Source organism: Rothia sp. HMSC071B01 (genome assembly GCF_001808945.1).
Lineage (GTDB): Bacteria > Actinomycetota > Actinomycetes > Actinomycetales > Micrococcaceae > Rothia.
On the sequence record NZ_KV795070.1, the window covers coordinates 13,157 to 27,535 of the forward strand.

The following is a 14,379-nucleotide window of genomic DNA, read 5'->3' on the forward strand; positions in this document are numbered from 1 at the left end:
ACAGCCCGCCCGGTGCCCTCGTCAAAGAGGGCGAGGGGCGGGCTGTTTTGCGGTTAAAAACGTCTTATGGATGCCCCCAAGGGGCACTCTCAGACGGAGGGATGAAGCGGCAGTATAAAGTAGCGGTGGGGGAGCGCAGTAGGCTGAGCTAACTATCCCTGTTGCATAAGCTACTGACAGGGAAAAGGGTTGCCTAACAGCACCCAAATGACACCAATAAAGAGTTGTTTATACGGGTGTGCGCATGATGTAGTTAAGGAACCTACAGACTAGAACGAACCGAAAGAGAGCCCTCATGTCGCACCCGAAGATCACCCGCAAGCACTTCCTCACCGCAATGGGCTCACTCGCTGCGTCCTCCCTGCTGCTGGCAGGCTGCGCAACCGAGAACAAGACCTCCTCCGGTTCGTCCTCCTCGGCTGGCTCTAACAAGGGCAAGGTGAAGGTCGTCGCCTCCACCGACGTCTACGCAGACATCGCCAAGCAGGTTGGCGGCGACTACATTGAGGTCACCGCGCTCATTGCCTCCACCAGCACCGACCCCCACTCTTACGAAGCCACCAGCGCCGACCGTCTCAAGGCAAAGGACGCATCCCTGATCGTCATCAACGGCGCAGGCTACGACCTGTTCCTCGAAGACCTCGCAGGCAAGGACAACGCCTCCCAGAAGATCGTGAACGCGGTCAAGGTCAGCGGCAAGCTCACCGACGCCGAATACACCCACCTGGTCGAGGACCACCGCGGCGGCGAACACCACGAAGACGGCGGCGACCACGCCCACGCACACGAGTTCAATGAGCACCTCTGGTACGACTTCGAAACCATGAAGAAGGTCGCCCAGAAGATCGCTGAAGAGCTCGCAGGCCTCGACTCCGCACACGCTGAGGCGTTCCGCACCAACGCATCCACCTTCTCCAAGGAACTGGACGCACTGGACGCAGCAGCTAAGGCAATCGCCGGTGAAGGCAAGAAGTACCTGTCCACCGAGCCCGTGCCGGACTACCTGATTTCCTCCACCGGCGCAGAGAACGCAACCCCCAGCGAATTCGCTGAGGCGGCAGAAGCCGGCAACGACGTCCCCGCCCTCGTCCTGAAGGAAACCAAGGACATGGTCACCGAGAAGAAGGTCCAGCTGCTCGCCTACAACGAGCAGACCTCCACCTCCCAGACCAACGAGGTGCTGCAGGCAGCTAAGGACGCCTCGGTGAACTACGTATCCTTCACCGAAACCCTGCCGGAAAACACCAACTACCTGGCATGGATGAAGACCAACGTCAGCAACCTCGAAAAGGCGCTCTCCTAAGTGACTGACAACAATAACGGTGCCGCCCCCGCGATTTCCATTCGCGGGGGTAGCCTCGCTTTCGGGACCCGCACCCTCTGGAAAGATCTAACCCTCGACATCGGCGCAGGCGAATACTTCGCCGTGCTCGGACCCAATGGCTCCGGCAAGTCCACCTTCCTCAAAGTCGTTCTCGGCCTGACCGGACTCAACGCCGGCGACATCTCTGTGCTCGGCAAACCCGCACGCCTGGGCAACGCCGGCGTCGGCTACGTACCGCAGCAGAAGTCCATCCCCACCTCCACCCCGATGCGTGCCCGCGACCTCGTGGGGCTTGGTGTGGACGGGCACCGCTGGGGCATCCGCCTGCACAGCCGCAAATACCGCGCCAAGGTTGATGAGCTCCTCGAAGCCGTCGGCGCGACCGAGTACGCGAACGTGCCGGTGGGTCTGCTCTCCGGCGGTGAGCAGCAGCGCCTGCGTATCGCCCAGGCGCTCGCGAACGACCCGAAGATTCTGCTGGCTGACGAGGCGCTACTCTCCCTGGACCTCAACCACCAGTACGCGGTGGCTGAGCTGATTCACCGGTTCAACCGTGAACGCGGCGTGGCGGTGGTGTTCGTGACCCACGAAATCAACCCCATCATTGAGCATGTGGATCGCGTGCTCTACCTGGCGAACGGCCGTTTCACGGTCGGCTCGGTGGAAGAGGTCATGACCAGCGAGACTCTCACCTCCCTGTACGGAACCCCGGTGAGCGTTCTCAAGTCTAATGGCCGTTACGTGGTGGTGGGTGAGACTCACGCCAGCGACCACTGCCATCTTGAGGGCACCGACCAGAATATTCACGGCTCCCACCTGAAGTCTGGTCTCTCTGAACCGCAGCGCACCCTACACCTTCCGGGAGGAACCACTCGATGACCATTCTTGCTTCCCTCCCCACTCTGGCTCCGGTTGCTGCCGCGCAGAATGATTTGCTCTCCCGTATCTTCGTCTTTGACCGCTATGGTGAGCTGCTGCAGATGCTGCAGAACTCCATTTTTGCTGGCGCTGTTCTGGGCCTTATCGGTGGTTTCGTCGGTATTTTTGTGATGATGCGCGACCATGCCTTTGCGGTGCACGGCGTCTCTGAAATGTCTTTCGCGGGTGCCGCCCTTGCCCTGCTGCTCGGCTATGACGTGGTGACCGGCTCCATGGTCGGTTCGATTGCCTCGGCTCTGCTGATTGCCTTTCTGGGCTCTAAGGCGAGCAACTCGAACTCGGTCATTGGTGCGCTCATGCCGTTCGGCCTGGGCTTGGGTATTCTCTTCCTCTCCCTGTACCAGGGCCGTAGCGCGAATAAGTTTGGTCTGCTGACCGGTCAGATTGTGTCCGTGGACGCCGACCAGCTGCACACCATGATTATTGGTGCGGTGGTTATTATCTCCCTGCTGGTGATGGTGTGGCGCCCGCTGAGCTTCGCCTCCCTGGACCCGGAGGTGGCGCGCGCTAAGGGCGTGCCGATGCGCTTTTTGTCCCTGGTGTTCATGGTGATTCTGGGTATTGCTGTGGCGCTGTCGGTGCAGGTGGTCGGTTCGCTGCTGGTGCTGGCGCTGCTGATTACTCCGGCGGCTGCGGCGATGCAGGTAACGGCATCTCCGGTGCGCACCCTAATCCTGTCGGTGCTGTTCGCGGAGGCGTCCATTGTGGGCGGTATTCTGCTGGCTCTTGCCGGTTCGCTGCCCATTAGCCCCTACGTGACCAGTATTTCCTTCCTGATTTATGTGGTGTGCCGTGTGATTGGTGGCGTGAAGCGTCGCCATAGCGCGTCGGGCCGTCAGCTGGCTGAGAAGGCATAGAACATATAGCAAGAGCCCCGCCTCGGGAATGAGGTGGGGCTCTTTTGTTGTCGTGCATAGGTGCCGCGGTGAAAAGGGGGATGTCCCGGCGCGGCGTGGGCTTAGTCTGTGTGGCGTTGCCTTGTTCAGATGCCCTGTGTGTCGTGGTGTAGCGGCGTCAAAGATCTTGAAGGCGCCGTTTCCTTCGTTGAGAAGGTTTTCCCTCGATGGGGGATAGCTCCTCAGATGAGGGGCTTAGAGGTTGCGGCTTGGCCTGCAACGTTAGCGTGCAGTGCCGCCCTGCGCTTCTTCCTCGCGACGTGCTAAAGTGCAGTCCGGGCAGTAACCGGTCACTTCAACCACGTGCTCCAGCTCCGAGAAGCCGTGCTGCTTACCCATAGCCAGTGCCCAGTCCTCAAGGGCGGGTGCTTCCAGCTCAATGGCGGTGCCGCATCGGCGGCAGAGCAGGTGGTGGTGATGGTCCTTTACCTGGCAGTGGCGGTACAGGGTCTCACCCTCAACGCCCTTGACCGAGTCGAGCTCACCGGCGTTAGCCAGCGATTGCAGTACACGGTAGGTGGTTGCGAGAGAGACCTGTTCCTTGCGGTTCGCGAGGGTCAGGTGCAGATCCTGTGCTGAGATGAAATCGCCGAGCTCTTCCATGGTCGCTTTGATGATGCGGCGCTGGCGGGTATTTCGGGCTTCGGCGGGCTTCGTAATTCTCCGTACGGGAATATGAGTGTCCATTGCTGAACCTTTCGGAGCGGATTTCCGCCCCATTGTGTGGTCGATCTTGTCTTACGACTTTACACTAGAGGCGTTCAAAAGGTGGTTGATTTGCGCTTTATCTCAAAAGTTGAAGCCGCCTCGGGGCGGGTGTGGAGGTTCGCGGTAGACTAAAACTATGAAAATGACGAAGTACACCCACTCATGTATCCGCCTTGAAAATGAGGGGCGCACCCTCGTTCTTGACCCCGGTAACTTTGCCGCAGAAGGCGAACACGCCACCGCGCTGGAAGGCGCCGATTACCTGTTCGTGACTCACGCGCATCCGGACCATTTTGATGGCCCGTCGGTGCTGCCGCTGATTGCTCAGCGCGCCGAGTCGCAGAACCCGTTGAAGATTTGGGCTCCCGAGGCTGTAGCCCAGGTCATCAAGGAGGCTGTGCCTGCTGCCGAGGTTACCGTTGTTTCCTCTGATTCTGAGTTCAGCATCCCCGGTTTTGAGGTGAAGACCTACGGCGGTCAGCACGCCCTGATTCACCCGCTGATTCAGACCATCGCTAACGTTGGTTACCTGATTAACGGTGCCGTGTACCACCCGGGTGACTCGCTGGTGGTTCCTCACCGCGTGCGTGCAAATACCGTCCTGGTGCCGATTCACGCCCCCTGGTCGAAGGTTCAGGAGGTCATTGATTTTGTGATTGCGACCGGCGCGCAGCGTGTGGTTCCGATTCACAACGGCATGATTAATCAGAATGGCACCGGCATTATTGAGGGCTTGGTGACGAACTTCGGCGCGAAGTACGGCACCGAGCTGAAACACCTGAACCCCGGCGAGAGCATTGAGGTTGAGGCGTAAGCCTGACCGTTGAGCTTCAAACGCGCCGACGACGGCGCATGAAGGAGATTATTGTGAGCACGATTTTTACCAAGATTATTGAGGGCGAGATTCCCGGCCGCTTCGTCTGGAAGGACGATCAGTGCGTGGCGTTCATGGACATCATGCCTCTGTCGGAAGGTCACCTGCTGCTCGTTCCCCGCGCTGAGATTGACCGTTGGCCCGACCTGCCGGCTGAACTGGCGGCGCACCTGTTCGCTGTGGCGCACAAGATTTCTGGTGCCCTGGATCAGGCGTTTGATAAGGACCGTGTGGCTCTGGTGATTGCGGGCTTCGACGTGCCGCACACCCACATCCACCTGTTTCCGGCTGACAGCATGGCTGACTACGATCCCGCTAACGCGAAGAAGGACGCTACCGCCGAAGAGCTGGATGCCGCCGCTGAGAAGGTGCGTGCCGCCCTGCGCGAGCGCGGCCACGGCGAGTACGTGCCCGAGGCGTAAGCGCCCTTTACAGCGCGTATAAACACGACAGCGCGTATAAACACGAAGGAGCCGCCCTCTACAGATTTGTAGAGGGCGGCTCCTTCGTTAATATAGCCCGTTGCTATATCCCGGGAGCGGGAAAGAAGCTTAGTGCTTTTCAGCCTTGGAAATCTGCTCAGCCAGGTCCTCGGGGGAGAGGTTAGCGGAGGAGAACTCGGGGGTCAGCGGCAGGTGCAGCTGCAGACCGGTACCGGGGCAAATCTCGACCTTTGCGGAGCGCAGCTTGAAGTCGACTACGTGGCCGCCTTGAACGTGATCGTCGTCGATGAAGTGAGCGTGGCAACCGGGAACCGAAATACCCTGCTCGTAGATGGGCGTACGGAAACCAACGATCGTACCGGTCACGTTGTCAAACTGGACGATGTCTTCATTTTCGGTTGCGGCTACCATCTTCGGGTAGGGCTTTTCCTGCTTGATTACGGTGCGGGTGCGGACCCATTCGAACTCGCCGTAAATCTTGATGGCGTACATGTAGTTTTTGGAGACAGTGAAGTCATCCAGAATCTGCGAGGCAGACTTACGGAGCAGGTTCTGCGGTAGCTCGCGCTTAATCATGGGCACGAAGTTGGTGACCACGGCATAGGGGGTCTGCTGGCGCAGGTCGGGCAGGGATACGGAGCCGTCGTGGCGTACCTGGTAGCAGACGCCGTCGAGGACGACCATTTCGCCGTCGAGACCGTTGAAGGTACCCACACCGAAGTTGCCGTGGCTCAGAAGCTCACCGATGGTCATCTCGCCATCGTAAATGCCATCGAGCAGCTGGGACATGAGGCCGGTCTGAAAAACTTCGTTACGGAAAACAGTTTCACCGTTTAGGATGGTCGGCTGATATGCCATAAGATTTCTCCTCGTTACAGTGGAAGCGGCGTCGGACGGGTCGGTCGGTCATCGGCGATAGCCGCCCTAGCTGATGTTGAGAGTGCGAAGGGCGGTGGGGAGAACACGGCATTCGGTGTCGTTTCTCGCGGAATTCGTAGGTGCCGCCGGCCGGGCGCACGCACTTTCATTGTACGCCTGTGCAGGAAGAACCCCGGGACTAGCGGGTACGGCATCTTATGATGTGGCCCTTGCACGGATCACCCAGGTGCGGATCACCCAGGTGTGAATTACCCAAGCGTGAATTACCCAAGCGCGGCTGACTCAGCGGGGCTGATATACCGCAAGTGACGCGAGGGCATAAAAATAGACTGGCGTTCCCTCCGGTTGCACGACAAAAAGGGAGGGAACGCCAGCACCAACAGCTTAGCCCTTAGAGCCGCTCTAAGCGCAACTAAGACACACGAGGCTCATCGAGGCAGAAAAATATTAGACACGAACCGTCACCAAACATAGTGCGGTAAGCTCGTACCCCGCAGAAAGCCCTCAGAACACACAACAACGGCCTATACGCTCCCCAAGGAACGTATAGGCCGTTGCCTGCTATCTAGAACTTACCCCAGAACCCACCCCGCAACTTATCTCAGTGCGGGCGCGGGCAAAGCTCAGAAGGAAAGATGAGACGCCAGCGAATTAGACGCCGTAGTACAGCTGGTACTCAAGCGGGTGCGGAACCAGCGAGAGCGGCTCCAGCTCGTTCTTACGCTTGTAGTCAATCCACGCCTGAATCAGGTCCTCGGTGAAGACGCCGCCCTCGAGCAGGAAGTCGTGGTCAGCCTCCAGAGCAGCCAGCGCCTCCTCCAGGTTAGCCGGAGCCTTCTTGATGTCCTTAGCCTCTTCAGCGGGTAGCTCGTACAGGTCCTTATCGATCGGTGCCGGCGGCTCAATGCGGTTACGGATACCGTCCAGACCAGCCATCAGCTGAGCAGCGAACGCGAAGTAGGGGTTAGCGGAGGGGTCCGGTGCGCGGAACTCCAGACGCTTGGCCTTCGGGTTGGTGCCGGTAATCGGGATGCGGATACCGGCGGAACGGTTACCCTGCGAGTACACCATGTTGATGGGAGCCTCGTAGCCGGGAACCAGACGCTTGTACGAGTTCACGGTCGGGTTGGTGAACGCCAGAACAGCGGAGGAGTGCTCAATCAGACCGCCAATGTACCAGCGGGCGGTGTCAGAGAGGTTAGCGTAGCCGCGCTCATCGTAGAAGAGGGGCTCGCCGTCCTGCCACAGCGACTGGTGGCAGTGCATGCCGGAGCCGTTGTCACCGAACACGGGCTTAGGCATGAAGGTCACGGACTTGCCCCATGCGTCTGCGGTGCCCTTGATGACGTACTTGAACTTCAGCAGGTCGTCAGCAGCCTTGGTGAGGGTGTCGAACTTGTAGTTGATTTCTGCCTGGCCGGCTGCGCCCACCTCGTGGTGGCTACGCTCAACCTCAAGACCAACCTCGTCCATTGCTACGCACATTGCGTCACGCAGGTCAGCCTGCTTGTCGACGGGGGAGACGGGGAAGTAACCGCCCTTGACGGGGGTCTTGTTGCCCAGGTTGCCGCCCTCTTCCTTGCGGCCGGTGTTCCAGGGAGCCTCGTCGGAGTCAATCTTGTAGAACACAGAATTCGGCTCGACCTGGTAGCGGACGTCCTCGAAGACGAAGAATTCAGCCTCGGATGCGAAGAACGCGGTGTCTGCAATGCCGGTGGACTGCAGGTAAGCCTCGGCGCGCTCAGCGACGCCGCGGGGGTCACGGTGGTAGGGCTCGCCGGTGCGGGGGTTCACGATGGAGCAGATGATGACCAGGGTCTTCTCAATGCGGAAGGGGTCAACGTACGCGGACTGAACGTCGGGAATCAGCTGCATGTCGGACTCTGCAATGCCCTGGAAGCCGCGAATGGAGGAGCCATCAAAAAGCTGGCCGTTGACGAAGAAATCGTCATCAATCGCCTTAGCGGGCAGGTTGAAATGCTGCTGCACGCCGGGCATGTCGGTGAATCGGATATCAACGAAGACTACTTCTTCGTTCTTGATAAAGTCGAGAACTTCCTGGGGGCTGGTAAACATGAGGACTGCTCCTTGTTCGACTGACCGCGAGGGGGTATCTTCCCTCATCTCATTCAGTCTTGGTTTAGTTTTTGGCCGCGGGCAAAACCCTGTGACATATCCAGCATAGTGGTTATTTTTTGCGTATGCGTGACTATCGTGTTTCGGTAATGTTACAAATCCTGGAAAGCTGTTGCATCAAAGGCAAACCCACAGCGCAAGGCACCAGACAAACACCCTGATTGCGAGAACAATCACTGGACATGGTAAAAGGCTCCGGATTTTCCCCGAAAGGAAAAACCAGAGCCTTCACACCTATATAAAATCCTCAATTAGCGGCCGCGCATCGCACGACGGTCAGGACGAGCACGCATCGGGTCAACACCCTTAGGCAGGCCATTCATCGGGTTACGCATCGTGTTCAGAGTGCTCAGACGACCCGAAACAACCTGCATCTCCTGCTGAGTCAGAGCCTTCGGAAGCTTGTTCATGGTCTTCACAACGTCCTTGAGCTCAACCTGACCCTCTTCGTGACCGGTCTCAATCACGTGAACCGGAACGCCGGGAGCTACACGGGCCAGGTGCTTCTTCTCGGTGTTCACCAGGGAATTCACACGGCTGTGAGGGCCCTCGGTCACCAACACGATACCGGGACGGCCCAGCGCACGGAACACCAGATCCTGGTGGCGGTTCGCAGCAACGGGCTGCTCCTCAACGATCCAGCCGCGGCGCACCGAGTTCATTGCCGCACCACTACGACCGGGCTGGTTCTCAATCTGAGCAAAAGCCGCAGTCTGCGCGCGGCGACCCAGCAGAAGCATCGCCACAATAGCGGCAACACCCAGACCCAGAATCAGGAAAGTAATCCAGTTGCCCAGAGCAATACCGATGAGGAGGAAAACCAAAAGGGTACCCAGAGCCGACAGACTCAGAATCCAACCGATATTCGGGTCGGACTTCTTGGTCATCTGGTAGACCTGCTTCATCTGGGCGAAAGTGCCCGGAGTGCGTTCCTTCTTCTTTTTCTTCTCTTCGCGCTTATCTGCCACGATTCTTCCTCGGCTGGTTCTTCCGCGGCCCCGAGAAGCGCCTCAAACGCTCACGGAACCATAGTGACGTAACGATGCAGTGTATGCCTGCAATTTTTCTAGTTTACCCTACCCGCACAAGGGACGGGGCATAAGGGGAGGCTCCCCGAACACCGGACGAACACCGGGTTCGAGGAGCCTCAACGCTCTCAGAAAGATTCTGAAAAGGCTTAGTAGCCTGCAGCCACCAGGGAGGAGGCTTCCTGCAGGGCTGCGCCCTCACCCTCAATGTGGGCAAGGTTCTCAGGGATCGGGTAGCCGTTCTTACGCATTGCACGAGCCCACAGGCGACCTGCACGGTACGAAGAACGAACCATCGGGCCCGCCATAACGCCAGCGAAACCAATCTCCTCAGCCATGTTCGCAAAATCCACGAACTGCTGCGGCTTCACCCAACGCTCAATCGGGTGGAAGAGCGGGCCGGGGCGCAGGTACTGGGTGAGGGTAATGATGTCACAACCAGCATCGTGCAGATCGCACAGCGCCTCGTAAATCTCGTCATCGGTCTCGCCCATACCCAGAATCAGGTTAGACTTGGTGACCATGCCGCCTTCCTTAGCCTGGGTAATAACATCCAGGGAACGCTCGTAACGGAACGCCGGGCGAATCTGACGGAAGATACGGGGGACGGTCTCCAGGTTGTGTGCGAACACCTCAGGCTTAGCGTCAATCACCTTCTGAACATGCTCGGGAACACCCTTGAAGTCGGGGACGAGCATCTCAACGCCGGTGTTCGGGCACATCTTGTGAATCTGGCGGGTGGTTTCTGCGTACAGCCACGCACCGCCGTCTTCCAGATCGTCACGAGCAACACCGGTCACGGTTGCGTAACGCAGACCCATGACCTTCACGTTCTTAGCAACCTTGAACGGCTCAGCGTAGTCAACAGCAACAGGCTTGCCGGTCGCAATATTGCAGAAGTCGCAACGGCGGGTGCACTCGGAACCACCAATCAGGTAGGTTGCCTCACGGTCTTCCCAGCATTCGTAAATATTGGGGCAGCCAGCCTCTTCACACACGGTGTGTAGGCCCTGACCGCGAGCCAGCTCGCGCATCTCGTTGTATTCGGGGCCAACAATGGCCTTGGTCTTAATCCAGTGAGGCTTCTTTTCAATGGGAACCTCAGCGTTGCGGGCCTCCACACGCAGTAGCTTGCGTCCTTCAGGTGCGGTGCTCAAAAGTCTTCTCCTTGGTCTAGATGTGCCCTCTGTGCAGGTGGGCCATCTTCTATTTTACGCCCGCTCAGGCGTAGGTGAAACTGATTTTCGTATATGACGAACAAAGCCAGACGCGTTACGTGTACGGCCTGCTCGAAGCTTCTTGACTGCGTCTAACCCTGCGTTTAGTCCTGCGCCGCAATGGGCTCGAAAGACTCCGCCAGGCGGTCCTGGTACTTCAGAAGCTCCGCCTCCAGCGGCTCCAAAATATCGGCGGGGGTGACGGTGCGGCCCAGCTGCTCCGAAATGGTGGTAACACCCGCATCGCTAATACCGCAGGGAATGAACTGCTGGAAAGGTGCAGTGTCATTGCAGCAGTTAATCGCGAAGCCGTGCATGGTGGTGTTACGCGAAACGCGCATGCCCAGTGCCGCGATCTTCTTGTCCTGGGTGACGCCGTCGCCCAGAATCCACACGCCGCTACGACCCTCAACGCGCTCACCCTTAATGCCCAGACCAGCCAGGACGTTAATGATGATTTCCTCGATGATGCGCACATACGCCACCACATCAATGGGCTCGGGCAGGCGCAGAATCGGGTAGCCGGTCAGCTGGCCGGGGCCGTGCCAGGTCAGCTTGCCGCCGCGGTCAATCTTGACGACGGGGGTGGACTTGTCTGCGGGGTACTCGTGGTCTTCGGTGCGTTTACCGGCAGTAATCACTGCCTCGTGCTCAAGTAGAAGAATCGTATTCTGGCGGGTGCGGTTAGCCACCTCATCGTGGATGCGGTACTGCTTGTCCAGGCACTCAACATAGTTCACATAGTTCGGGGCGAAGCCCACGCGTTCAATCGTCACAGACATACTTTCTACCTTAGTACTGCTAATGGAGGGAAGAAAATTAGGGCGCCCTGAATCACGTGATGAGCGAACATGTAGGAATGTTACGTGAGGGTGACCTCAAGGGGAGAAAGGGTGAATAAGCAGATAAATACCTGAATTATTCTTTGGAGTACTTGAACTATTTTAGTGTGCTTAAAGATATTATTTGATGCAATTTGATAACATAATGGTATGAGAAGCAAAGAAGCACACGTTCTGGAAAGCATCGCCAACCCGGCTCTGCCCACCCTGCAGATTGTCGAGTACCGGGGCGAAACCACCGCAAGCGCACCCGCCGCACGTTCCGTAACCTCCGCGCACCCCGGACGCTACACCCTGCGCACCATTTCTCAGCCCGCCCAGCTATATCCCTCCGCCCAGCTGGCTCCTGCCGCGCCCACTCTGCGTGCGGCAGCCAACGGGTACGGATTCGAGGAAAACACGGATGCATCAGCTCAGCGGCACGCCCAGACCCCGCAGGTAGCCGCCGCCCTACGTAACGCGCCCGGACTCGCCAAGCTCCACGCCGTTACTAGTGAGAGCGCCGATAGCGCCAATCAGCTGTGCCTCTGGTACGAGCCCCTCGATGCGGGCACCCTTGACAAGCTCCTGCGCGCTCGCACCCTGACACCCGCCGAGCTCATGACCCTGGCGCGAACCCTGCACCGGGCGCTCGGCAGCCTCAAAAAGGTGGGGGAGGGGCGCGCCGAACTAAGCGCCGAATACATCGCTCTGAGCGCCGCCGGAGTGCCCAAACTCCTGCTACCTGACGCTGTCTACCGTGAAGCGGCCCCTCAAGATACGGAACAGCTCACCGCCGCTCGGGGCAACTACGCACGCTCCGCAGCAGCCCTGCTCTGGCAAGCCGCCTGCGGGCACGCGCCGGAACCCTCCACCGCCCGCGTACCCCTCTCACTGCGCATGGATTCACAGCGCATGGGAGCGGGCGGTATTGCAACCAATGGGGCGCCCAGTAGCGAGTGGATTGAGCGCCTCGGCAGAGCCCTCGAATACCTGCTGGACGCACCTGCCCAGGAGGCGGCGCTCGCAGGGCTCAGCTCCGTGGTCGCCCTGGCGGAGGAGGTGCCGCCTCGCCCGCTCAACGTCTACCTGAGCTGTTCAGAACGAGCCCGCGCCCTCATTCCCGCAGCTGTGGAGCCCGCGCCGGTACAGAAGCTCTCAAAGGCGCAGAAGGCTCAACGCTACCTGGCAGAGCATCTGCCTCGCGTGAAGAAGCCGGGCGTGAAGAAATCGGGGCGCGCAGCTACCGCAGGTTCTAAGCCGTTGAGCCCCACTGTGAGCCCCACGGCAAGCTTCGCAAAGACTGCGCCGCCCGCTCTAAAGAACGCAGATGCGACGGGCACATCCCGCCTGACGGTGCTACGCGGTGCTTTCGCCCGCCCCTCCGCGCGCCTGGGACTGGCTGCACGCCTGGGACTCGCCGCGCTCGCACTGGGGGCTATTGCGCTGCCTCTCGGGTTCACCCTCTACGGGCAGAACGCCCCGGCAACGGCGCAGCCCGTATCCGCTCAATCTGTGAACGCAGCGGGGGAGCATGAGCCCGGCGGCACGGAAACACAGGATCAGAGCGCGCAGGATACAGCCGCACAGGATAAAAGCGCTCAGGGCGATCAGATTCTACGAGCCCTGATCGACCAGCGAAACCAAGAACGCCGTGCCCGAGGCGGCGCAGAGCTCACCGTTGACACTGCAGAAGAACTCAGCCGCGACAGCGAGAACATCCGCGTTATGGCGGTAGTCTCCGCGCCCGGCTACCGCGCCGATAAAACCGAGCAGGAAGCCCGTAAACTCAGCGAAGAAAACGGCGTCACCCGCCAGAAAGTCATCTTCGACCTGCATCGCGGGGAGAAAGGCTGGGAGATAGCCCGCGCTGAGCCCGTCCCTGCATAGCTGAAGCTGACGCTGTATAGCTGACGCTGTAGAAACGCGGACACAACAAAAGGCGGCGGCCCCACCCACCGAAGTGGATGGAACCGCCGCCTTTTTGCTCACCGTCCGGGAAAACCCGGAGAGCTACGCTCGGTTACCCATCAGGGCACCGCCACAAGGAAACTTCCTTGAATCTATGCAGGTCTTAGAGGCCCAGCTCAGACTCGAAGTTTGCCTCCTCCAGGCGGGTCTTGAGGGTGTGCAGGAAGCGACCAGCGTCCGCACCGTCGACCACGCGGTGATCGTAGGTGAGGGACAGGTAGCACATGGAGCGGATAGCGATAACGTCGTTACCGTCAACATCCTTAACAACCATGGGGCGCTTCACGATGGAACCGGTGCCGAGGATTGCAACGTTCGGCTGGTTGATGATCGGGGTGTCGAACAGTGCACCGAAGGAACCAATGTTGGTGATGGTGAAGGTCGAACCCGACAGCTCCTCGGGGGAGATGTCGCCGGTACGTGCACGGCCACCCAGGTCGCCAATAGCCTTTGCCAGGCCAGCAATGCCCAGGTCAGAAGCGTTCTTGATGACCGGAACCAGCAGACCCTTGGGGGTGTCCACAGCAATAGCGATGTTCTCGGAGCCGTGGTAAGTGATCTGCTTGTAGTCTTCGGTCATGGAAGCGTTCAGAGCGGGGTGCTGCTGCAGAGCCTCAGCGGATGCCTGGACGAAGAAGGGCAGGAAGGTCAGCTTAGCGCCCTCACGAGCAGCGAAGCCGTCCTTAGCCTTTGCACGCAGCTGAACGATGCGGGTCACGTCAACCTCGGTGACCTGGGTCAGCTGGGTGGAGATGTCCAGGGACTCACGCATACGCTTTGCAATAACCTGGCGGATACGTGCGGTCTTCTCGACGGTGCCACGCTTGGGGGAAACCTCGAAGGTGTGCGGTGCCTTTGCGGAACCAGCAGCCGGAGCAGCAGCTGCAGCGGGAGCAGCAGCGGCGGGAGCAGCGGAACCCTTAGCAGCGATAGCAGCCTGAACATCCTGCTTGCGGATGCGGCCACCAACACCGGAGCCCTTGACGGTGGACAGGTCGATGCCGTTGTCCTTAGCGAGCTTACGGACCAGCGGGGTCACGTATGCTTCGCCCTCAGCAGCTGCCGGAGCGGCAGGTGCAGCGGGAGCTGCGGGTGCAGCCGGAGCAACAGGAGCCTCAGCAACCGGAGCGGGAGCTGCGGGAG

General features: G+C 59.4%; 13 protein-coding genes. 6 read left to right on the forward strand and 7 right to left on the reverse strand.

Annotation, left to right across the window (positions count from 1 at the left end; all coding sequences use genetic code 11):
- The first annotated feature begins 295 nt into the window (after window positions 1-295).
- From HMPREF2527_RS01765 to HMPREF2527_RS01775, 3 genes are read left to right on the forward strand one after another with little or no spacing between them, the layout of a single operon-like run.
- Entirely contained in the window at window positions 296-1,303 is a 1,008-nt protein-coding gene (locus HMPREF2527_RS01765) for a metal ABC transporter solute-binding protein, Zn/Mn family (RefSeq protein WP_012903249.1), read from the forward strand.
- The gene (locus HMPREF2527_RS01770; RefSeq protein WP_070505955.1) at window positions 1,304-2,203 is read left to right on the forward strand and encodes a metal ABC transporter ATP-binding protein; all 900 of its coding nucleotides are present in this window, start codon (window positions 1,304-1,306) and stop codon (window positions 2,201-2,203) included.
- Window positions 2,200-3,120, forward strand: a complete 921-nt coding sequence (locus tag HMPREF2527_RS01775) for a metal ABC transporter permease (protein ID WP_070505957.1) — start codon at window positions 2,200-2,202, stop codon at window positions 3,118-3,120. The genes HMPREF2527_RS01770 and HMPREF2527_RS01775 overlap by 4 nt, the downstream gene beginning before the upstream one ends.
- Window positions 3,121-3,381: 261 nt before the next feature.
- Here HMPREF2527_RS01775 and HMPREF2527_RS01780 read toward each other — a convergent pair whose 3' ends face one another.
- A complete protein-coding gene (locus tag HMPREF2527_RS01780) occupies window positions 3,382-3,846 on the reverse strand; it encodes a Fur family transcriptional regulator (protein ID WP_070505959.1) in 465 nt (154 codons plus the stop codon).
- 157 nt (window positions 3,847-4,003) lie between these two features.
- On the opposite strand from HMPREF2527_RS01780, the gene HMPREF2527_RS01785 reads away from it, so the two are divergent.
- Together HMPREF2527_RS01785 and HMPREF2527_RS01790 are read left to right on the forward strand one after the other, a co-directional pair.
- Window positions 4,004-4,681: an MBL fold metallo-hydrolase gene (locus HMPREF2527_RS01785; protein ID WP_049349528.1), complete on the forward strand. Its 678-nt coding sequence runs from the start codon at window positions 4,004-4,006 to the stop codon at window positions 4,679-4,681.
- A gap of 53 nt (window positions 4,682-4,734) precedes the next feature.
- Window positions 4,735-5,163 (forward strand): HIT family protein, encoded by a 429-nt coding sequence (locus HMPREF2527_RS01790; RefSeq protein WP_070505961.1) that lies wholly within the window; start codon window positions 4,735-4,737, stop codon window positions 5,161-5,163.
- Between the two features lie 129 nt (window positions 5,164-5,292).
- On the opposite strand, the gene budA is transcribed toward HMPREF2527_RS01790, so the two are convergent.
- The 5 genes from budA to lipB form a co-directional block, all read right to left on the reverse strand.
- On the reverse strand, window positions 5,293-6,042 hold the full coding sequence (budA, locus tag HMPREF2527_RS01795) for an acetolactate decarboxylase (RefSeq protein WP_070505963.1): 750 nt from the start codon (window positions 6,040-6,042) through the stop codon (window positions 5,293-5,295).
- A 672-nt stretch (window positions 6,043-6,714) separates the two neighbouring features.
- Entirely contained in the window at window positions 6,715-8,139 is a 1,425-nt protein-coding gene (gene glnA, locus HMPREF2527_RS01800; protein ID WP_005508615.1) for a type I glutamate--ammonia ligase, read from the reverse strand.
- 311 nt (window positions 8,140-8,450) lie between these two features.
- Window positions 8,451-9,167 carry a DUF4191 domain-containing protein gene (locus HMPREF2527_RS01805; RefSeq protein WP_070505965.1) on the reverse strand — a complete coding sequence of 239 codons (717 nt, stop codon included), beginning with the start codon at window positions 9,165-9,167 and terminating at the stop codon, window positions 8,451-8,453.
- Between the two features lie 209 nt (window positions 9,168-9,376).
- On the reverse strand, window positions 9,377-10,384 hold the full coding sequence (gene lipA / locus HMPREF2527_RS01810; RefSeq protein ID WP_005505472.1) for a lipoyl synthase: 1,008 nt from the start codon (window positions 10,382-10,384) through the stop codon (window positions 9,377-9,379).
- Window positions 10,385-10,548: 164 nt separating this feature from the next.
- Window positions 10,549-11,250 carry a lipoyl(octanoyl) transferase LipB gene (lipB, locus tag HMPREF2527_RS01815; protein WP_256387612.1) on the reverse strand — a complete coding sequence of 234 codons (702 nt, stop codon included), beginning with the start codon at window positions 11,248-11,250 and terminating at the stop codon, window positions 10,549-10,551.
- A gap of 186 nt (window positions 11,251-11,436) precedes the next feature.
- Here lipB and HMPREF2527_RS01820 point away from each other — a divergent pair, with 186 nt between their 5' ends.
- Window positions 11,437-13,155 carry a peptidase gene (locus tag HMPREF2527_RS01820; RefSeq protein ID WP_070505969.1) on the forward strand — a complete coding sequence of 573 codons (1,719 nt, stop codon included), beginning with the start codon at window positions 11,437-11,439 and terminating at the stop codon, window positions 13,153-13,155.
- A gap of 184 nt (window positions 13,156-13,339) precedes the next feature.
- Here the strand turns inward: HMPREF2527_RS01820 and sucB are convergent.
- Window positions 13,340-14,379 (reverse strand): 2-oxoglutarate dehydrogenase, E2 component, dihydrolipoamide succinyltransferase (sucB, locus tag HMPREF2527_RS09840; protein ID WP_246824746.1); only part of this gene is annotated, 1,040 nt, incomplete at its 5' end.